This is a genomic window from Pseudomonas sp. FW305-E2 (assembly GCF_058782925.1).
In genome coordinates this window covers 1-20730 of sequence record NZ_JBYSYE010000019.1, presented here as the reverse complement: position 1 = coordinate 20730, position 20730 = coordinate 1, and the positions used below count along the sequence as shown (strand labels likewise).

16 protein-coding genes and 4 tRNA genes are annotated in these 20730 nt (G+C 57.2%); all 20 read right to left on the bottom strand.

The window, feature by feature from the left end:
- Positions 1-99: 99 nt before the first annotated feature.
- The gene (tuf, locus tag AC3WLP_RS15680) at positions 100-1293 is read right to left on the bottom strand and encodes an elongation factor Tu (RefSeq protein ID WP_003255489.1); all 1194 of its coding nucleotides are present in this window, start codon (positions 1291-1293) and stop codon (positions 100-102) included.
- 27 nt (positions 1294-1320) lie between these two features.
- Entirely contained in the window at positions 1321-3468 is a 2148-nt protein-coding gene (gene fusA, locus AC3WLP_RS15675) for an elongation factor G (RefSeq protein WP_003255490.1), read from the bottom strand.
- Between the two features lie 30 nt (positions 3469-3498).
- Positions 3499-3969, bottom strand: a complete 471-nt coding sequence (gene rpsG, locus AC3WLP_RS15670; RefSeq protein WP_003246741.1) for a 30S ribosomal protein S7 — start codon at positions 3967-3969, stop codon at positions 3499-3501.
- 106 nt (positions 3970-4075) lie between these two features.
- A complete protein-coding gene (gene rpsL, locus AC3WLP_RS15665; RefSeq protein WP_003255492.1) occupies positions 4076-4447 on the bottom strand; it encodes a 30S ribosomal protein S12 in 372 nt (123 codons plus the stop codon).
- Between the two features lie 211 nt (positions 4448-4658).
- The gene (rpoC, locus tag AC3WLP_RS15660) at positions 4659-8858 is read right to left on the bottom strand and encodes a DNA-directed RNA polymerase subunit beta' (protein ID WP_014755148.1); all 4200 of its coding nucleotides are present in this window, start codon (positions 8856-8858) and stop codon (positions 4659-4661) included.
- 64 nt (positions 8859-8922) lie between these two features.
- The gene (gene rpoB, locus AC3WLP_RS15655; RefSeq protein ID WP_003255495.1) at positions 8923-12996 is read right to left on the bottom strand and encodes a DNA-directed RNA polymerase subunit beta; all 4074 of its coding nucleotides are present in this window, start codon (positions 12994-12996) and stop codon (positions 8923-8925) included.
- Between the two features lie 220 nt (positions 12997-13216).
- Positions 13217-13582, bottom strand: a complete 366-nt coding sequence (gene rplL, locus AC3WLP_RS15650) for a 50S ribosomal protein L7/L12 (protein WP_003255496.1) — start codon at positions 13580-13582, stop codon at positions 13217-13219.
- Between the two features lie 76 nt (positions 13583-13658).
- Positions 13659-14159, bottom strand: coding sequence for a 50S ribosomal protein L10 (gene rplJ, locus AC3WLP_RS15645; protein WP_003255497.1), 501 nt, complete (start codon positions 14157-14159; stop codon positions 13659-13661).
- 197 nt (positions 14160-14356) lie between these two features.
- Positions 14357-15052, bottom strand: coding sequence for a 50S ribosomal protein L1 (gene rplA / locus AC3WLP_RS15640; protein ID WP_003255499.1), 696 nt, complete (start codon positions 15050-15052; stop codon positions 14357-14359).
- Positions 15052-15483, bottom strand: coding sequence for a 50S ribosomal protein L11 (rplK, locus tag AC3WLP_RS15635; protein ID WP_003255500.1), 432 nt, complete (start codon positions 15481-15483; stop codon positions 15052-15054). The genes rplA and rplK overlap by 1 nt, the downstream gene beginning before the upstream one ends.
- A 119-nt stretch (positions 15484-15602) precedes the next feature.
- A complete protein-coding gene (gene nusG / locus AC3WLP_RS15630; protein ID WP_003255501.1) occupies positions 15603-16136 on the bottom strand; it encodes a transcription termination/antitermination protein NusG in 534 nt (177 codons plus the stop codon).
- Positions 16137-16145: 9 nt separating this feature from the next.
- Positions 16146-16514 carry a preprotein translocase subunit SecE gene (secE, locus tag AC3WLP_RS15625; RefSeq protein WP_003255502.1) on the bottom strand — a complete coding sequence of 123 codons (369 nt, stop codon included), beginning with the start codon at positions 16512-16514 and terminating at the stop codon, positions 16146-16148.
- Between the two features lie 44 nt (positions 16515-16558).
- A tRNA-Trp gene (locus AC3WLP_RS15620) sits at positions 16559-16634 on the bottom strand.
- A gap of 54 nt (positions 16635-16688) precedes the next feature.
- The gene (tuf, locus tag AC3WLP_RS15615) at positions 16689-17882 is read right to left on the bottom strand and encodes an elongation factor Tu (RefSeq protein WP_003255489.1); all 1194 of its coding nucleotides are present in this window, start codon (positions 17880-17882) and stop codon (positions 16689-16691) included.
- Positions 17883-17960: 78 nt separating this feature from the next.
- A tRNA-Thr gene (locus AC3WLP_RS15610) sits at positions 17961-18036 on the bottom strand.
- A 29-nt stretch (positions 18037-18065) separates the two neighbouring features.
- Positions 18066-18139: transfer RNA gene (locus tag AC3WLP_RS15605), tRNA-Gly, on the bottom strand.
- Between the two features lie 24 nt (positions 18140-18163).
- Positions 18164-18247 (bottom strand) — tRNA-Tyr (locus AC3WLP_RS15600).
- Between the two features lie 152 nt (positions 18248-18399).
- Entirely contained in the window at positions 18400-18825 is a 426-nt protein-coding gene (locus tag AC3WLP_RS15595) for a hypothetical protein (protein ID WP_011953323.1), read from the bottom strand.
- Between the two features lie 7 nt (positions 18826-18832).
- Positions 18833-19582 carry a pantothenate kinase gene (locus AC3WLP_RS15590; protein ID WP_088513611.1) on the bottom strand — a complete coding sequence of 250 codons (750 nt, stop codon included), beginning with the start codon at positions 19580-19582 and terminating at the stop codon, positions 18833-18835.
- Entirely contained in the window at positions 19572-20531 is a 960-nt protein-coding gene (gene birA, locus AC3WLP_RS15585) for a bifunctional biotin--[acetyl-CoA-carboxylase] ligase/biotin operon repressor BirA (protein WP_011953321.1), read from the bottom strand. The genes AC3WLP_RS15590 and birA overlap by 11 nt, the downstream gene beginning before the upstream one ends.
- Positions 20532-20730: the final 199 nt, after the last annotated feature.

Genomic DNA, 20730 nt, shown 5'->3' with positions numbered 1-20730 from the left:
CCGCTAAAAGGAGGCGTGATTCTATAGACGCCCCCAATTAGTGTCAACCCAATAAAAAAAACCCCCGCTGAGCGGGGGTTTTTTCAATCGGTCGAGTGATTACTCGATGATTTTGGCCACAACGCCGGCGCCGACGGTACGACCGCCTTCACGGATAGCGAAGCGCAGACCGTCTTCCATTGCGATGGTCTTGATCAGGGTAACAGTCATCTGAATGTTGTCACCTGGCATTACCATTTCAACGCCTTCCGGCAGTTCGCAGTTACCGGTCACGTCAGTGGTACGGAAGTAGAACTGTGGACGGTAGCCTTTGAAGAACGGAGTGTGACGACCGCCTTCTTCCTTCGACAGGACGTAGACTTCTGCGGTGAACTTGGTGTGCGGCTTGACCGAACCTGGCTTGACCAGAACCTGACCACGCTCAACGTCGTCACGCTTGGTGCCACGCAGCAGAACGCCGCAGTTCTCGCCAGCACGACCTTCGTCCAGCAGCTTGCGGAACATCTCAACACCGGTGCAGGTGGTGGTGGTGGTGTCACGCAGACCAACGATTTCCAGCGGATCCTGAACGCGGACGATACCACGCTCGATACGACCGGTAACAACGGTACCACGACCCGAGATCGAGAATACGTCTTCGATCGGCATCAGGAACGGCTGGTCGATAGCACGAACTGGCTCAGGAATGTAGCTGTCCAGAGTTTCTACCAGCTTCTTAACAGCGGTAGTGCCCATTTCGTTGTCGTCTTTGCCTTCCAGCGCCATACGAGCCGAACCGATGATGATCGGGGTGTCGTCGCCTGGGAAGTCATAGGTGGACAGCAGGTCGCGAACTTCCATCTCGACCAGTTCCAGCAGCTCAGCGTCGTCTACCAGGTCAGCCTTGTTCAGGAAGACCACGATGTACGGAACGCCTACCTGACGGGACAGCAGGATGTGCTCACGGGTTTGTGGCATCGGACCATCGGCGGCCGAGCAAACCAGGATCGCGCCGTCCATCTGGGCAGCACCGGTGATCATGTTCTTCACGTAGTCAGCGTGACCTGGGCAGTCAACGTGAGCGTAGTGACGAATGGTCGAGTTGTACTCAACGTGAGCGGTGTTAATGGTGATACCGCGCGCTTTTTCTTCCGGAGCCGAGTCGATCTTGTCGAACTCAACGATTGCCGAACCGAAAACTTCGGAGCAAACGCGAGTCAGAGCTGCGGTCAGAGTGGTCTTACCGTGGTCAACGTGGCCGATAGTGCCGACGTTAACGTGGGGAAGGGAACGATCAAATTTTTCTTTAGCCACGACAGTGAACCTCTTGCCTAAAGGGGATTAGCCTTGTTTTTTAACGAGTGCTTCGACGATGTTCGACGGAGCTTCGGCGTATTTGGAGAATTCCATGGAGTAGCTTGCGCGACCCTGAGACATGGAACGAACGTCGGTTGCGTAACCGAACATCTCTCCGAGCGGTACTTCAGCACGGACGACACGGCCAGAGACCGACTCATCCATACCCTGGACCAGACCACGACGACGGTTCAGGTCACCCATCACGTCACCCAGGTAGTCTTCCGGGGTTACAACTTCGACTTTCATGATCGGCTCGAGAACCACGCCACCGCCCTTCTGGGCCAGTTGCTTGGTCGCCATCGAAGCAGCGATTTTGAACGCCATTTCGTTGGAGTCGACGTCGTGGTACGAACCGTCGAATACCGCGGCCTTCAGGCCGATCAGAGGATAACCGGCAACAACGCCGTTTTTCATCTGCTCTTCGATACCCTTCTGGATCGCAGGGATGTATTCCTTAGGAATCACACCACCAACGACTTCGTTGGAGAACACCAGACCTTCAGTGATGTTGCCCTTGTCGTCCACGTCCGGCTCGGAGAAGCGAACCCAGCAGTGACCGAACTGACCACGACCACCCGACTGACGAACGAACTTGCCTTCGATCTCGACGTTGGATTTGGTGATCTTCTCGCGGTACGAAACCTGCGGCTTGCCGATGTTGGCTTCGACGTTGAATTCGCGCTTCATGCGGTCAACGAGGATATCCAGGTGCAGCTCACCCATACCGGAGATGATGGTCTGACCGGTTTCTTCATCGGTCTTGACGCGGAACGATGGGTCTTCCTGAGCCAGCTTGCCCAGTGCGATACCCATCTTCTCCTGGTCCTGCTTGGTTTTCGGCTCTACAGAGAGCGAAATCACAGGCTCAGGGAAGTCCATACGCTCAAGGATGATCGGCTTGTCGGCGTTGCACAGGGTATCACCAGTGGTGACGTCCTTCATGCCGATCAGAGCAGCGATGTCGCCTGCACGTACTTCTTTGATCTCTTCACGCTGGTTGGCGTGCATCTGGACCATACGACCAACGCGCTCTTTCTTGCCTTTGACCGAGTTGATGACGGAGTCACCGGAGGTCAGGAAGCCCGAGTAAACGCGAACGAAGGTCAGAGTACCAACGAACGGGTCGGTGGCAATCTTGAAGGCCAGGGCCGAGAACGGCTCGTCGTCGTCAGCATGACGCTCGTCGAACTGCTCTGGCTTGACTTCGTCCTTAGGCACGTCGATCAGGTCAGGGTGGATACCCTTGATCGCAGGGATCTCGGTCGGAGCTGGCAGGAAGTCGATAACGGCATCGAGAACCAGGGGAACACCCTTGTTCTTGAACGACGAACCGCAGACAGCCGGAACGATCTCGCTGGCCAGGGTGCGCGCGCGCAGGCCTGCCTTGATCTCTTCGACGGACAGCTCACCTTCTTCAAGGTACTTGTTCATCAGCTCTTCGGTGGCTTCGGCGGCGGCTTCAACCATGTTGTTGCGCCATTCGTTAGCCAGCTCGACCATATCCGCAGGAATTTCTTCCTCGCGGTAGGTAGTACCCTTGTCGTCGTCGTTCCAGTAGATAGCCTTCATCTTGATCAGGTCAACCTGACCCTGGAAGTTATCTTCCGAACCGATGGCCAGCTGAACAGGAACCGGAGTGTGACCCAGACGGTTCTTGATCTGACCTACGACGCGCAGGAAGTTTGCACCAGCACGGTCCATCTTGTTCACGTAAACAACACGCGGAACGCCGTACTTGTTGGCCTGACGCCATACGGTTTCGGACTGCGGCTCAACGCCGGAGGTGCCACAGAACACAACGACCGCGCCGTCGAGTACACGCAGCGAACGCTCTACTTCAATGGTGAAGTCAACGTGGCCAGGGGTATCGATGACGTTTACGCGGTAGTTGTCATACTGACCACGGGAACCCTTCCAGAAGGTGGTAACGGCAGCGGAGGTAATGGTGATACCCCGCTCCTGCTCCTGCACCATCCAGTCGGTGGTCGCGGCGCCGTCATGCACCTCGCCCATTTTGTGGCTCAGACCTGTGTAGAACAGGATCCGCTCGGTAGTGGTGGTCTTGCCCGCGTCAACGTGGGCACAGATACCAATGTTACGGTAGCGGTTAATTGCTGTAGTACGAGCCATAAAGCCCTCGCAAAAAGATTGATGCTTGAATTAGAAGCGGTAGTGCGAGAACGCTTTGTTGGCTTCAGCCATACGGTGAACGTCTTCACGCTTCTTGACTGCAGCACCCTTGCCTTCGGCAGCATCCAGCAGCTCGCCGGCCAGACGCAGAGCCATCGACTTCTCGCCGCGCTTGCGGGCGTAGTCTACGAGCCAGCGCATTGCCAGAGCGTTACGACGGGATGGACGAACTTCAACCGGAACCTGGTAAGTGGCACCGCCGACACGACGGGACTTTACTTCGACCAGCGGAGCGATGGCGTCGAGAGCTTTCTCGAAGATTTCCAGGGGGTCGCTGTTCTTGCGTGCTTTGACGGTATCCAGGGCACCGTAAACGATGCGCTCGGCTACGGCCTTCTTGCCGCTTTCCATCACGTGGTTCATGAACTTCGCGAGGATCTGGGATCCGTACTTCGGATCGTCAAGGATCTCACGTTTTGCTGCTACACGACGTCTTGGCATGATAAGCCCTCAAACGGTCTTCAGGTTAGCCCGGGACCAGGTCATTCGACCCACGCCCGACCTTACTCTTATCGACTCAAAAAAATGGATGTCTGCAAACGACCGATTACTTCGGACGCTTGGTACCGTACTTCGAACGACCCTGGTTACGGCCTTTAACGCCCGAAGTATCCAGAGAGCCGCGAACGGTGTGGTAACGAACACCTGGCAAGTCTTTTACACGGCCGCCACGAATCAGGACGACGCTGTGCTCTTGCAGGTTGTGGCCTTCACCACCGATGTACGAGGAAACCTCGAAACCGTTGGTCAGACGCACACGGCATACTTTACGCAGTGCCGAGTTAGGTTTTTTCGGCGTGGTGGTGTACACACGGGTGCACACGCCACGACGCTGCGGGCAGTTCTGCAGCGCAGGAACGTCGGACTTCTCGACCGAACGCTTACGCGGCTGACGTACCAGCTGGTTGATAGTTGCCATCTACTAGCTCCACTGATTGTCTTGCGACTCTATTGTCTTGCAAGAAAGCCAAAAATTGGCGAGACGGAGCCTCACCAAATTTAAGGGTACAAAAGTCTAAAGAGGATCTTGCACCCAGTCAAGACGAGGCCCCGGCCCTCCCCGCCCGATCATCGGCAACATTTCATGTCGCCGATGCTCGCCCGAGGCTTGCCGGGGCCTTGCCCTGTACTTAGTTACCGCTGGAATTCAGCGCTTCGGTCAGTGCAGCTTCCACTTCACTGGCGCTTACACGCAGCGGTTTGTCGGCATCACGGCGACGCTTACGCTCGCTGTGGTAGGCCAGACCAGTACCAGCCGGGATCAGACGACCCACGACCACGTTCTCTTTCAGGCCGCGCAGGTAGTCGCGCTTGCCGGTTACAGCCGCTTCGGTCAGTACGCGGGTGGTTTCCTGGAAGGAAGCCGCGGAGATGAACGACTCGGTGGACAGCGAGGCCTTGGTGATACCCAGCAACACACGGGTGAACTTGGAGATGAACTTGTCCTCGCTAGCGAGACGCTCGTTCTCTACCAGCACCTGGGTCAGTTCCATCTGGTCGCCCTTGATGAAGCTGGAATCGCCCGACTCGGAGATCTCGACCTTGCGCAGCATCTGACGCAGGATGGTCTCGATGTGCTTGTCGTTGATCTTCACGCCTTGCAGACGGTAAACATCCTGGATCTCGTTGACGATGTACTTCGCCAGCGCGCTCACACCCAGCAGACGCAGGATGTCATGCGGATCGCTCGGGCCGTCGGAGATAACTTCGCCGCGGTTTACCTGTTCACCTTCGAAGACGTTCAGGTGGCGCCACTTCGGAATCAGCTCTTCGTACGGATCGCTACCGTCGGTCGGAGTGATCACCAGGCGACGCTTGCCCTTGGTCTCTTTACCGAATGCGATGGTGCCGCTGACTTCAGCCAGAATCGAGGCTTCTTTCGGACGACGCGCTTCGAACAGGTCGGCAACACGCGGCAGACCACCGGTAATGTCACGGGTCTTCGACGTTTCTTGCGGGATACGCGCGATAACGTCACCAACACCGATCTGCGCACCGTCAGCCACACCGACAAGGGCGTTGGCTGGCAGGAAGTACTGGGCAGGTACGTCAGTACCTGGCAGGTACAGGTCCTTGCCTGAGGCATCGACCATCTTGATTGCTGGACGGATTTCCTTGCCTGCGGCAGGGCGATCCTTGACGTCCAGTACTTCAATGTTGGTCAAGCCAGTCAGTTCATCGGTCTGACGCTTGATGGTGATGTTTTCTTCCATGCCCACGAAGGTCACGGTACCTTTCAGCTCGGTAACGATCGGGTGAGTGTGCGGGTCCCACTTGGCGACGATGGCGCCAGCTTCGACCTTTTCACCTTCCTTGACCGAAATCACCGCACCGTAAGGCAGCTTGTAGCGCTCACGCTCACGACCGAACTCGTCGGCAATCGCCAACTCACCCGAACGCGATACGGCAACCAGGTTACCGTCGGCACGCTCAACCTGCTTCAGGTTGTGCAGACGCACCATACCGCCATTCTTCACCTGGACGCTGTCGGCAGCCGAAGTACGGCTTGCGGCACCACCGATGTGGAACGTACGCATGGTCAGCTGGGTACCCGGCTCACCGATCGACTGGGCAGCGATAACGCCGACAGCTTCACCGATGTTCACCTGGTGACCGCGAGCCAGGTCACGACCGTAGCACTTGGCACAGATGCCGTAGCGGGTTTCGCAGTTGATCGGCGAACGCACGATCACTTCGTCGATGCTGTTCAGCTCGATGAACTCAACCCACTGCTCGTCGACCAAGGTACCGGCCGGAACGATAACGTCCTCGGTGCCTGGCTTGAACACGTCACGGGCGATGACACGACCCAATACACGCTCACCCAGCGGCTCTACAACGTCGCCGCCTTCGATGTGTGGCGTCATCACCAGGCCCTGATCGGTGCCGCAGTCGATCTCGGTCACAACCAGATCCTGGGCAACGTCCACCAGACGACGAGTCAGGTAACCGGAGTTAGCGGTTTTCAGTGCGGTATCCGCCAGACCCTTACGAGCACCGTGAGTCGAGATGAAGTACTGAAGTACGCTCAAACCTTCACGGAAGTTCGCAGTGATCGGCGTCTCGATGATGGAGCCGTCCGGCTTGGCCATCAGACCACGCATACCGGCCAGCTGACGGATCTGGGCTGCGGAACCCCGCGCACCCGAGTCAGCCATCATGTACATCGAGTTGAAGGACTCTTGCTCGACTTCCTTGCCTTCGCGGTCGATGACCTTCTCTTTCGAGAGGTTGGCCATCATCGCCTTGGACACTTCGTCGTTCGCCTTCGACCACAAGTCGATGACCTTGTTGTACTTCTCGCCCTGGGTTACCAGACCGGAGGCGTACTGGCTCTCGATTTCCTTCACTTCGTCGGTAGCGTTACCGATGATGCGGGCTTTCTCGTCCGGGATAACGAAGTCGTTAACACCGATGGAAACGCCGGAAATGGTCGAGTAAGCGAAACCGGTGTACATCAGCTGGTCGGCGAAGATAACGGTCTCTTTCAGACCAACCACGCGATAGCACTGGTTGATCAGCTTGGAGATCGCCTTTTTCTTCATCGGCTGGTTGACCACGTCGTACGGCAGACCTGCTGGCACAACCTGGAACAGCAGCGCACGGCCGACGGTGGTGTCGACGATGCGGGTGTTCTTGACCACCGAGCCATCACGCTCTTTCACGGTTTCGTTGATACGAACCTTGATTTTCGCGTGCAGGGCGGCTTCGCCGGCGCGGAATACGCGGTCGACTTCCTGCAGGTCGGCGAACACGCGACCCTCGCCCTTGGCATTGATCGCTTCACGGGTCATGTAATACAGACCCAGTACAACGTCCTGCGACGGAACGATGATTGGCTCACCGTTGGCTGGCGACAGGATGTTGTTGGTCGACATCATCAGCGCACGCGCTTCGAGCTGGGCTTCCAGGGTCAGCGGCACGTGAACGGCCATCTGGTCGCCGTCGAAGTCGGCGTTGTACGCAGCACAGACCAGCGGGTGCAGCTGGATAGCCTTACCTTCGATCAGTACGGGTTCAAACGCCTGGATACCCAGACGGTGAAGAGTCGGTGCACGGTTGAGCAGTACGGGGTGTTCGCGAATCACTTCGGCGAGAACGTCCCAAACCTCTGGCAGCTCGCGCTCGACCATCTTCTTGGCAGCCTTGATGGTGGTCGCCAGACCACGCATTTCCAGCTTGCCGAAAATGAACGGCTTGAACAGCTCGAGGGCCATCTTCTTCGGCAGACCGCACTGGTGCAGACGCAGGGTCGGACCTACGGTAATTACCGAACGGCCGGAGTAGTCAACACGCTTACCGAGCAAGTTCTGACGGAAGCGACCTTGCTTACCTTTGATCATGTCGGCCAGGGACTTCAGCGGACGCTTGTTCGAGCCAGTGATGGCGCGACCACGGCGGCCGTTGTCCAGCAGGGCGTCGACCGCTTCCTGCAGCATGCGCTTTTCGTTGCGCACGATGATGTCCGGCGCCGACAGATCCAGCAGGCGCTTCAGACGGTTGTTACGGTTGATCACCCGACGATACAGGTCGTTCAGGTCGGAGGTCGCAAAACGGCCACCATCCAGCGGCACCAGCGGACGCAGGTCCGGCGGCAGCACTGGCAGAACGGTCAGGACCATCCACTCAGGCAGGTTGCCCGAGCCCTGGAAAGCTTCCATCAGCTTCAGACGCTTGGAAAGCTTCTTGATCTTGGTTTCCGAGTTGGTCTGCGGAATTTCTTCGCGCAGGCGGCCGATCTCGTGCTCCAGGTCGATAGCGTGCAGCAGCTCGCGGACAGCCTCGGCACCCATGCGGGCATCGAAGTCGTCACCGAACTCTTCCAGCGCTTCGAAGTACTGCTCGTCGTTCAGCAGCTGGCCCTTTTCCAGGGTAGTCATGCCCGGGTCGATAACGACATAGCTCTCGAAGTAGAGCACGCGCTCGATATCACGCAGGGTCATGTCCATCAGCAGGCCGATACGGGACGGCAGCGACTTCAGGAACCAGATGTGGGCAACCGGCGAGGCCAGCTCGATGTGCGCCATGCGCTCACGACGAACCTTCGCCAGGGCAACTTCAACGCCGCACTTCTCGCAGATTACGCCGCGGTGCTTGAGGCGCTTGTACTTGCCGCACAGGCACTCGTAGTCCTTGACTGGGCCAAAGATCTTGGCGCAGAACAGGCCGTCACGCTCAGGCTTGAACGTACGGTAGTTGATGGTTTCCGGCTTCTTAACTTCACCGAACGACCACGAACGGATCATTTCAGGCGACGCCAGACCGATGCGGATGGCGTCGAACTCTTCGACTTGACCCTGGTTTTTCAGCAAATTCAGTAGGTCTTTCAAGGCCTTTCCTCCTGGCGGAGCAGGGAGCGGGCATTACCTGCCCCACTCCCCTTCGCGTCACGTGTTATTCGGTTTCCAGATCGATATCGATACCGAGCGAACGGATCTCTTTGATCAACACGTTGAAGGACTCGGGCATGCCCGGCTCCATACGGTGATCGCCATCCACGATGTTCTTGTACATCTTGGTACGGCCGTTCACGTCGTCCGACTTCACTGTGAGCATTTCTTGCAGGGTGTATGCCGCGCCGTATGCTTCCAGCGCCCACACTTCCATCTCCCCGAAACGCTGACCACCGAACTGTGCCTTACCACCCAGCGGCTGCTGGGTAACCAGGCTGTAGGAACCAGTGGAACGCGCGTGCATCTTGTCGTCCACCAAGTGGTTCAGCTTGAGCATGTACATGTAACCAACGGTCACAGGACGCTCGAACTTGTTGCCGGTACGGCCGTCGAACAGCACCATCTGGCCGCTCTCTGGCAGGTCGGCCAGCTTCAGCATGGCCTTGATCTCGCGCTCCTTGGCACCATCGAAGACCGGGGTAGCCATCGGCACGCCTTTCTTCAGGTTGTTAGCCAGGGCCAGGATCTCTTCGTCGGTGAACTCGTCGAGGTTTTCCTGACGACCGCCGATCTCGTTGTAGACCTCGGTCAGGAACACGCGCAACTCAGCGGCTTTACGCTGCTCTTCGAGCATGCGGTCGATCTTCTCGCCCAGGCCCTTGGCCGCGAGGCCCAGGTGGGTTTCAAGGATCTGACCAACGTTCATACGCGAAGGTACACCCAGCGGGTTCAGTACGACGTCAACCGGAGTACCGTTGGCATCGTGCGGCATGTCTTCAACCGGCATGATGACCGAGACAACACCCTTGTTACCGTGACGACCGGCCATCTTGTCACCCGGCTGGATGCGACGGCGGATTGCCAGGTAAACCTTGACGATCTTCAGTACGCCCGGTGCCAGGTCATCGCCCTGCTGCAGCTTGCGCTTCTTGTCTTCGAACTTGTCGTCCAGCAGACGGCGACGGTCGACGATGTACTGCTGAGCCTTTTCCAGCTGCTCGTTCAGTGCATCTTCAGCCATGCGCAGTTTGAACCACTGGCCGTGCTCCAGACCGTCCAGCACCTCGTCAGTGATCACGGTGCCTTTCTTCAGGCCCGCACCACCATCAACCACCTGACCGTTCAGGGCAGAACGCAGACGCTCGAAGGTTGCACCTTCAACAATGCGGAACTCTTCGTTGAGGTCCTTGCGGATCTCGTCGAGCTGCATCTTCTCGATGGCCAGCGCGCGGCTATCGCGCTCCACGCCATCACGGGTGAAGACCTGTACGTCGATGACAGTACCCTTGGTGCCGGTTGGCACACGCAGGGAGGTGTCCTTAACGTCGCTGGCCTTCTCACCGAAGATTGCGCGCAGCAGTTTTTCTTCCGGAGTCAGTTGGGTTTCGCCTTTTGGCGTGACCTTGCCAACCAGGATGTCGCCAGCGCCAACTTCAGCACCTACGTAAACGATACCGGCTTCGTCCAGCTTGTTCAGTGCGGCTTCACCCACGTTCGGGATGTCCGCAGTGATTTCCTCTGGGCCGAGCTTGGTGTCACGCGCCACACAGGTCAGTTCCTGAATGTGGATGGTGGTGAAGCGATCTTCCTGAACCACACGCTCGGACAGGCAGATGGAGTCTTCGAAGTTGAAGCCGTTCCACGCCATGAACGCGATGCGCATGTTCTGACCCAGAGCCAGCTCACCCATGTCGGTGGACGGGCCGTCGGCCATGATGTCACCACGCTGAACCTTGTCACCTTTGCTCACCAGCGGACGCTGGTTGATGCAGGTGTTCTGGTTCGAACGGGTGTACTTGGTCAGGTTGTAGATATCCACACCTGCTTCGCCGGTTTCCACTTCGTCGTCGGCAACGCGAACAACGATACGGCTAGCGTCGACCGAGTCGATCACACCACCGCGGCGAGCAACCACGCAGACACCGGAGTCACGGGCAACGTTGCGCTCCATGCCGGTACCTACCAGCGGCTTGTCGGCACGCAGGGTTGGTACAGCCTGACGCTGCATGTTCGAACCCATCAACGCACGGTTGGCGTCGTCGTGCTCGAGGAACGGAATCAGCGACGCTGCAACGGAAACAACCTGCTTCGGCGAAACGTCCATCAGGGTGACGTCTTCCGGCGCCTTGACGGTGAATTCGTTCAGGTGACGAACTGCTACCAGCTCATCGATCAGTTGCTTCTTGTCGTTCATCGCGGCCGAAGCCTGTGCGATGACGTGATCCGCCTCTTCGATTGCCGACAGGAACACGATGTCGTCGCTGACAACGCCTTCCTTCACCACGCGGTACGGGCTTTCCAGGAAGCCGTACTGGTTGGTGCGGGCGTAGGCCGCCAAGGAGTTGATCAGACCGATGTTCGGACCTTCAGGGGTCTCGATCGGGCACACACGGCCATAGTGGGTCGGGTGTACGTCACGGACTTCGAAGCCGGCCCGCTCACGGGTCAGACCGCCAGGGCCGAGTGCAGAGACGCGGCGCTTGTGGGTAATCTCCGAGAGAGGGTTGTTCTGGTCCATGAACTGGGACAGCTGGCTGGAACCGAAGAACTCTTTCACCGCCGCCGCTACCGGCTTGGCGTTGATCAGGTCTTGCGGCATCAGGCCTTCGCTTTCCGCCATCGACAGGCGTTCCTTGACCGCGCGCTCCACACGCACCAGGCCAACACGGAACTGGTTCTCGGCCATCTCGCCGACGCAACGTACGCGGCGGTTACCCAGGTGGTCGATGTCGTCGACGATACCTTTGCCGTTACGGATATCGACCAGGGTCTTCAGAACCTCGACGATGTCTTCCTTGCTCAGCACGCCCGAACCCTCGATCTCGGTACGACCGATACGACGGTTGAACTTCATGCGGCCTACGGCGGACAGATCGTAACGCTCGGCACTGAAGAACAGGTTGTTGAACAGGGTCTCGGCTGCATCCTTGGTTGGCGGCTCGCCTGGACGCATCATGCGGTAGATCTCGACCAGAGCTTCCAGCTGGTTGCTGGTGGTATCGATCTTCAGAGTGTCAGAGATGAACGGACCGCAATCGATGTCGTTGGTGTACAGGGTCTCGATACGGACAACCTGCGCCTTGGCGACCTTGATCAGCAGCTCGGTGGTCATCTCGGTGTTGCATTCGGCGAGAATTTCGCCGGTAGCCGGATGCACGATAGCCTTGGCGGTAGTGCGGCCCAGGACGTATTCCATTGGAACGTCCAGTTGCTTGACGCCGGCCTTCTCGAGCTGGTTGATGTGGCGCGCGGTAATACGGCGGCCTTGCTCGACGATGACTTTGCCGGTTTCGTCATGGATGTCCATGACTGCAACTTCACCACGCAGACGCTGTGGCACCAGTTCCAGGCTGAGTTTTTCGCCGGAAATGTGGAACACGTTGGTGGTGTAGAAGGTATTCAGCACTTCTTCAGTGCTGTAACCCAGGGCGCGCAGCAGCACCGAGGCCGGCAATTTGCGGCGACGGTCGATACGCACGAACACGCAGTCCTTCGGGTCGAACTCGAAGTCCAGCCAGGAACCGCGGTAAGGGATGATGCGAGCGGAGTACAGCAGCTTGCCCGAGCTGTGGGTCTTGCCACGGTCGTGGTCGAAGAACACACCAGGCGAACGGTGCAGCTGGGAAACGATCACACGCTCGGTACCGTTGATAACGAAGGTACCGTTCTCAGTCATCAGGGGGATTTCACCCATGTAGACTTCTTGCTCTTTGATGTCCTTGATCGCTTTGTTCGACGATTCCTTGTCGAAGATGATCAGGCGCACCTTGACCCGCAGTGGGACCGCGAAGGTCACGCCACGCAGGACACATTCCTTCACATCGAAGGCGGGTTCGCCCAGGCGATAGCCTACGTACTCCAGGGCAGCATTGCCGGAGTAGCTGATGATCGGGAATACCGATTTGAAGGCCGCGTGCAGGCCGACGTCGCGGAAGTGATCCTTGGATGCTCCCGCTTGCAGGAATTCGCGATACGAATCCAGCTGGATGGCCAGGAGGTAAGGCACATCCATGACGTCCGGCAACTTGCTAAAGTCCTTGCGGATACGTTTTTTCTCAGTGTATGAGTAAGCCATCAGCGTTCCCCAGCTTGGTCACCTGCTTGTTTGGCTTCTCCCGGCGGGAGCAGCCAGAAAATCGTGCAAACCCCTTGGTTTGCGCCACCCACATGGGTGTCTTGCAGCTCGTTATCGGGACCGGCCTGACCGGCCACCAATAACGGAAAAAGGCCGGTGGCATAAGCCACCAGCCATCAGCCTTTCGCTCAACGCTCAGGCTGGCATCGCAAGGTCGAGATTACTTCAGCTCGACTTTAGCGCCTGCTTCTTCCAGCTTCTTCTTAGCGTCTTCAGCGGCTTCTTTCGAAACGCCTTCAGCTACAACCTGAGGAGCGCCATCGACTTTCTCTTTGGCTTCTTTCAGGCCCAGACCGGTCAGTTCGCGAACGGCTTTGATCACGTTCACTTTCTTGTCGCCGGCTTCAACCAGAACAACGTTGAACTCGGTCTGCTCTTCAACAACGGCAGCAGCAGCAGCTGGGCCAGCAGCGGCAACAGCAGCGGTAACGCCGAAGGTTTCTTCCATTGCTTTGATCAGCTCAACAACTTCCAGAACGGTTTTCTGGCCGATTGCTTCGATGATTTGTTCGTTAGTCAGAGACATGACTCAATCCTGTATTGGGGTGACAGCCTACGCAGCCATCAAATTAAACGTATGATTTTGAAAGAGTTCGCACGCCTTAGGCGGCGGTAGCTTCTTTCTGGTCGCGAATGGCTGCCAGAGTACGAGCCAGCTTGCTGGTGGCGCCTTGAATAACGCTCATCAGTCGTGCAATAGCTTCGTCGCGGGTCGGCAGGGTAGCCAACACGTCGATCTGGTTCGCTGCAATGAAATTGCCGTCAAACGCAGCTGCCTTGATCTCGAACTTGTCCTGACCCTTGGCGAACTCTTTGAACAGACGAGCAGCAGCGCCCGGGTGTTCGTTGGAGAAAGCAATCAGGGTCGGGCCTTTGAACGCGTCGTTGAGGATCGAGAATTCGGTGCCTTCAACAGCGCGCTTGAGCAGGGTATTACGCACTACACGTACGTATACGCCAGCTTCGCGGGCCTCTTTACGGAGTCCGGTCATTGCGCTTACAGTCACACCACGGGCATCAGCCACGACAGCGGACAGAGCGACTTTGGCAGCCTCGTTGACTTCAGCGACGATGGCCTTCTTGTCTTCGAGTTTAATTGCCACGGGTTTACTCCTGGTTTTTACCGTTTCATCTGGCCGAGGCCGGATGTCGTTTTGGTGTCTGATTCGGTAACGAATCGGGAGCACCATCTGCGTGGGCTGATATTTTAAGGCTTGCGCCGCCTACGGTCTTGGATAGCCCCCGCCAGGCAGGGACCCCAATTTTTGCTGGCGGCGCGACTGGTCGCGCCGCCATGTTCTTACACGTTCAGCGAGCTCTGATCGATGACCAGACCTGGGCCCATGGTGGTGCTCAGGGTAACGCGCTTAACGTAGATACCTTTCGAGGAAGCTGGCTTGATACGCTTCAGGTCAGCGATCAGGGCTTCAACGTTTTCCTTCAGCTTGTCAGCTTCAAAGCCGATCTTGCCAACGGAGGTGTGGATGATACCGTTTTTGTCGGTACGGTAGCGAACCTGACCAGCCTTGGCGTTTTTCACGGCAGTGGCTACGTCTGGGGTCACGGTACCAACTTTCGGGTTAGGCATCAGGCCGCGAGGACCCAGAACCTGACCCAGCTGACCTACAACGCGCATGGCATCAGGCGATGCGATAACGACGTCATAGTTCAGGTCGCCGCCTTTCATTTCGGCAGCCAGATCATCCATACCTACGCGATCAGCGCCGGCAGCCAGAGCAGCTTCAGCAGCTGGACCCTGGGTGAAGACAGCAACGCGAACGGTCTTGCCAGTGCCGTGTGGCAGCACGGTAGCGCTACGTACGACCTGGTCGGATTTACGCGGGTCAACACCGAGGTTAACGGCGATGTCGTAGGACTCGACGAACTTGGCAGCAGGCAGCGAGGCCAGCAGAGTTGCCGCTTCTTCGAAGTTGTAGGCCTTGCCTGCTTCGATTTTCTCGGCGATTGCCTTTTGGCGTTTGGTCAGCTTAGCCATTACACACCCTCCACGTTCAGGCCCATGCTGCGGGCAGAGCCAGCGATGGTGCGTACAGCAGCGTCCAGGTCAGCGGCAGTCAGGTCAGCCTGTTTGGCTTTCGCGATGTCTTCCAGCTGAGCACGGGTAACGGTACCGACTTTAACGGTGTTCGGGCGAGCCGAACCACTGGTCAGGCCAGCAGCTTTCTTCAGCAGAACCGAGGCAGGGGTGCTCTTGGTCTCGAAGGTGAAGCTACGGTCGCTGTAGACAGTGATGATCACTGGAGTCGGCAGGCCGGCTTCTTGACCCTGGGTACGGGCGTTGAAGGCCTTGCAGAATTCCATGATGTTCACACCATGTTGACCCAGAGCTGGACCAACGGGTGGGCTTGGGTTGGCCTGGCCGGCCTTAACTTGCAGCTTGATGTAAGCCTGAATCTTCTTAGCCATGAGCTACTCCAAAATCGGGTACGAACGCCTGATGGCTCCCCGGATGACTTGCGTTTTATCCCAGTGACGACAAAACCCCGCAGCACACAGGGCTGCGGGGTATGGGATGCTTCGTCCGCCTAGACCTTTTCGACCTGGCTGAACTCGAGCTCCACCGGAGTAGAGCGACCGAAAATGAGCACCGCAACCTGCAGGCGACTCTTTTCGTAGTTAACTTCTTCGACACTACCATTGAAGTCAGCGAACGGACCATCAATGACTCGAACCACTTCACCTGGCTCGAACAGCGTCTTGGGCTTCGGCTTATCGCTACCGTCGGCAACGCGACGCAGGATGGCCTCAGCTTCTTTATCGGTAATCGGCGCAGGCTTGTCAGCAGTACCGCCGATAAAGCCCATCACGCGAGGGGTATCCTTGACCAAGTGCCAAGTCCCTTCATTCATCTCCATCTGGACCAGTACATAGCCAGGGAAGAATTTACGCTCACTCTTGCGCTTCTGGCCGTTGCGCATTTCGACGACTTCTTCGGTCGGGACCAAGATCTCGCCGAAACCGTCTTCCATGCCAGCCAGCTTGACGCGCTCGATGAGGGAGCGCATTACATGCTTCTCGTAACCCGAGTAAGCATGCACAACATACCAACGCTTAGCCACGGGACACCTTTAGCCAACGATCAAGGAGACCGCCCAGCCGAGCAGGGAGTCGAGCCCCCACAGCAGCAGTGCCATAACCAGCACGACAGCCACGACAATCAGCGTGGTCTGGGTGGTTTCCTGGCGGGTCGGCCACACGACTTTACGAATCTCGGTACGAGCTTCCTTCGCCAACGCAAAGAACGACTTGCCCTTCGCAGTCTGCAGAGCTACAAAGCCCGCGACAGCAGCAAGGACGAGAAGCACAAGAACGCGATACAGAATTGGAGAGGCGGAGTAATATTGATTACCCACGACACCAACAACCACCAAAGCCACTACAGCCAGCCACTTGAACAGATCAAAACGCGATTCTTGGGCTTCAGTTTTGGGGGTCATCGAGGAGGATCCTGTAAGAAGAAAGCCATCACACCGAGGTGAAATGGCAGGTCAGGAGGGAATCGAACCCCCAACCTACGGTTTTGGAGACCGTCGCTCTGCCAATTGAGCTACTGACCTGTAACGCTGTATCAGGCCGGCCATTATACCGGCCTGATCAAGTAAATCAACTACTTATTCAATAATTTTTGCTACGACACCGGCGCCGACGGTACGACCGCCTTCACGGATAGCGAAGCGCAGACCGTCTTCCATTGCGATGGTCTTGATCAGGGTAACAGTCATCTGAATGTTGTCACCTGGCATTACCATTTCAACGCCTTCCGGCAGTTCGCAGTTACCGGTCACGTCAGTGGTACGGAAGTAGAACTGTGGACGGTAGCCTTTGAAGAACGGCGTGTGACGGCCGCCTTCTTCCTTCGACAGGACGTAGACTTCTGCGGTGAACTTGGTGTGCGGCTTGACCGAACCTGGCTTGACCAGAACCTGACCACGCTCAACGTCGTCACGCTTGGTGCCACGCAGCAGAACGCCGCAGTTCTCGCCAGCACGACCTTCGTCCAGCAGCTTGCGGAACATCTCAACACCGGTGCAGGTGGTGGTGGTGGTGTCACGCAGACCAACGATTTCCAGCGGATCCTGAACGCGGACGATACCACGCTCGATACGACCGGTAACAACGGTACCACGACCCGAAATCGAGAACACGTCTTCGATCGGCATCAGGAACGGCTGGTCGATAGCACGAACTGGCTCAGGAATGTAGCTGTCCAGAGTTTCTACCAGCTTCTTAACAGCGGTAGTGCCCATTTCGTTGTCGTCTTTGCCTTCCAGCGCCATACGAGCCGAACCGATGATGATCGGGGTGTCGTCGCCTGGGAAGTCATAGGTGGACAGCAGGTCGCGAACTTCCATCTCGACCAGTTCCAGCAGCTCAGCGTCATCTACCAGGTCAGCCTTGTTCAGGAAGACCACGATGTACGGAACGCCCACCTGACGGGACAGCAGGATGTGCTCACGGGTTTGTGGCATCGGACCATCGGCGGCCGAGCAAACCAGGATCGCGCCGTCCATCTGGGCAGCACCGGTGATCATGTTCTTCACGTAGTCAGCGTGACCTGGGCAGTCAACGTGAGCGTAGTGACGAATGGTCGAGTTGTACTCAACGTGAGCGGTGTTGATGGTGATACCGCGCGCTTTTTCTTCCGGAGCCGAGTCGATCTTGTCGAACTCAACGATTGCCGAACCGAAAACTTCGGAGCAAACGCGAGTCAGAGCTGCGGTCAGAGTGGTCTTACCGTGGTCAACGTGGCCGATAGTGCCGACGTTAACGTGGGGAAGGGAACGATCAAACTTTTCCTTAGCCATCGATACAATCCTCCGCAGAAGAAATAGTCTTGCGCTGATAAAACAAAGGCAGATATTTTCATATCTGCCTTGTTTATATGGAGCTCTTGAGCGGACTTGAACCGCTGACCTCACCCTTACCAAGGGTGTGCTCTACCAACTGAGCTACAAGAGCGAAACACTTTGTGCAAAATCCGGCAAACTTGGAGCGGGTAGCGGGAATCGAACCCGCATCATCAGCTTGGAAGGCTGAGGTTCTACCACTAAACTATACCCGCGGAGCTTGCGGCTCTCGCTAAAACTGGTGGAGGGAGAAGGATTCGAACCTTCGAAGCTCTCGCAACGGATTTACAGTCCGTCCCCTTTGACCGCTCGGGAATCCCTCCAGATGTGGCCGGCATTCTATTTGTCTGCCGTCCTAGTGTCAAGCGTTTTTTCAAATTTTTTCAATCAAATCTGAAACTTAGCTGCTTTGACACCGCTTCCAGCTCTACCACCTGAGTGGTGTTCCCTGTGAAGCGGGCGCCATTCTATCAAGCTATTCGCCAGTTGCAATACCTTGGCAGAAAATAATTTTATGTTTTAAGTCTTTGAAATCATTGGAAAGAGCCAAGAGCACCGTTTGGTCCAACAAACGCTCGCTTTCCGGAGAAACCTTGAGCCAGCGACCATCCGCCCCAGGCAGCTGTCCTGCCACCGGCGAGGTGGCAATATCCAGACTCAGCAGGCGCTGACGCAGCGCATCCAACTGCTCCTGCCCCTTCACGCCTCCGACTACCAGGCATTCATCACGACGCTTGGGCGGTGCCGACACACCTGTCTCACGCAACAGTCGGATTTCTTGCTGATTCCCCTTGTACAGCGACAATGGGGCGACTTCCTTGACCTTCAGCGGGGCTTCCTGCTGATGCCATACGTAATAAAAGACGTTGAGCACCAGTAACAGCAGAAACAACCAGCGCATAGGCACCTCAATCCAATGGGCAGGCCATTGCCAGGCCAACGAAAACCAGGTCAGGCACGACCCGCGCCTGTGGCAGGGCCTCCCTCACCAGCGGCGCATCACCGCCAGTGAGGAACACGGTGAACTCCTCACCCCATAGCACACGAGCCTGCTCAAGCTGGGTGTAGGCAAAGCCCTGGAGCATCAATACGCAACCGCGTTCCACCGCTTCGACAGTCGAGCGACCTGGTGACAAGCTGTTCAATGCGCGCTCCGCGGAGGCATCGTCATAGCGGATACGACGGGTGTGAGTGCGCAGCTGGCTACGCATCAATGGCATACCCGGGCAGATGTAGCCCCCCAGATGCTCGCCATCTGCAGACACGAAGTCCGCTTTGGCCGCGGTACCCAGGTCAATCACCAGGCACGCGCCCTTGGCCAGGTGAAATGCCCCCAGCGCCGCCAGCCAACGATCCATACCCAGACGCTGATAGTCGTCATAGCCATTGCGCACACCTGCCATTTCACGGACAGGGTGGGCAACCTTCGCCTGCACGGCAAATGCCTGAGCAATCAACGCGCAAAGCGCATCGGTTTCTTCTTCGCTGCGCACACTGACAATACGGCAACCCGTAAGGCGCACTGAAGCGAGCGCAGCCACTTCGGCCACCAGCGCCTGATCGGAATCGACGATCCCACCACCTTCAATCACAGCATCGGCGACATGGATCACCCGCCACTTGATGAAGCTGTTACCGCAATCGAGCTCAAGAATCATCACGCAACCTCAAACTGAGCTCACCACCACTGAAGCTCTTTTCCATCCCGTCCACCTCAAGGCGCAAACCACCCTGCCCGTCGACGCCAAGAACCACGCCATCAATACGTGTACTACCAGCAACCAGCGATACATTGCGCCCCTGCCACAAGTGCGCCTGCTCCCACTCCTCCTGGAATGCAGCAAAGCCGTAGCGGCGATGGCGCGCCAATTCGTGCTGTAGCTGCTGACTGAGCAGCGCTACCAAGTGATTGCGATCTATGGCTGCACCAACCTCACGCCGCATGGAGGTCCACTGCTGATCGACCTGTTCGTTTACCTGCATGTTTACATTGATACCAATGCCTAGCACCACATGACAGACATCTGCAGGATCGCCCACCAACTCCAGGAGAATCCCGGTGATTTTCTGCCCACGCACCAGCACATCGTTGGGCCATTTGAGCCCGACATCCTTTACACCGAACGCCTGCAAGGTGCGCATGACCGCCAACCCCACTACCAAGCTCAACCCCTCGAGCTGACGCATGCCTCCATCGACGCGCAGCACCAGGCTGTAATAGAGATTTTCAGCAAATGGGCTGACCCACTGCCGGCCACGCCGACCGCGTCCGGCGCTCTGGCGCTCAGCTAGAACCAGGAATGGAGCCGCCTGTCCTTCACTGGCAAGGCGCAAGCCTTCGGCATTGGTCGAATCGATGGTTTCGTGGATGAATACCGGCCACTGTTCGCCCACGGCGAACTCGGCGATTGCCTGCGCCTCAAGCAAAGCCAGTGGCGCGGCCAACTGGTAACCGCGCCCACGAACCTTGTGAATGGTGAGGTTCAGCTCACTTTCCAGATGCTGCAGCTGCTTCCAAACTGCGCTGCGACTCACCCCTAGGGCTGCCCCCAGAGCTTCTCCGGAATGGAACCGACCGTCCTTGAGGAGATTCAACAACTTCAGCATGCCAGTCTCGACTTGGAATAAGGCAGGCATGATAGCCATGGGCTGTTGGCTTGCATAGGAAAAGGGCCTGCAGGAGAGTCCTTGTATCGCCACCCACAGAGAGAAGCAGTGGCAGGCCATGCTTTTTGCCCACAAAGACAAAACCCCTACCTGCATGCGCAGATAGGGGTTTTGCGAAATGAATCTTGACGATGACCTA

Bases quoted from the DNA above. Each gene is read 5' to 3' on its own strand.
- rpsG (WP_003246741.1), bottom strand. From the start codon at position 3,969: ATGCCAAGACGTCGTGTAGCAGCAAAACGTGAGATCCTTGACGATCCG.
- rplL (WP_003255496.1), bottom strand. From the start codon at position 13,582: ATGTCTCTGACTAACGAACAAATCATCGAAGCAATCGGCCAGAAAACC.
- rpoB (WP_003255495.1), bottom strand. From the start codon at position 12,996: ATGGCTTACTCATACACTGAGAAAAAACGTATCCGCAAGGACTTTAGC.
- rplK (WP_003255500.1), bottom strand. From the start codon at position 15,483: ATGGCTAAGAAGATTCAGGCTTACATCAAGCTGCAAGTTAAGGCCGGC.
- rplA (WP_003255499.1), bottom strand. From the start codon at position 15,052: ATGGCTAAGCTGACCAAACGCCAAAAGGCAATCGCCGAGAAAATCGAA.
- secE (WP_003255502.1), bottom strand. From the start codon at position 16,514: ATGACCCCCAAAACTGAAGCCCAAGAATCGCGTTTTGATCTGTTCAAG.
- tuf (WP_003255489.1), bottom strand. From the start codon at position 17,882: ATGGCTAAGGAAAAGTTTGATCGTTCCCTTCCCCACGTTAACGTCGGC.
- AC3WLP_RS15590 (WP_088513611.1), bottom strand. From the start codon at position 19,582: ATGATTCTTGAGCTCGATTGCGGTAACAGCTTCATCAAGTGGCGGGTG.
- fusA (WP_003255490.1), bottom strand. From the start codon at position 3,468: ATGGCTCGTACTACAGCAATTAACCGCTACCGTAACATTGGTATCTGT.
- AC3WLP_RS15595 (WP_011953323.1), bottom strand. From the start codon at position 18,825: ATGCGCTGGTTGTTTCTGCTGTTACTGGTGCTCAACGTCTTTTATTAC.
- birA (WP_011953321.1), bottom strand. From the start codon at position 20,531: ATGCTGAAGTTGTTGAATCTCCTCAAGGACGGTCGGTTCCATTCCGGA.
- rpsL (WP_003255492.1), bottom strand. From the start codon at position 4,447: ATGGCAACTATCAACCAGCTGGTACGTCAGCCGCGTAAGCGTTCGGTC.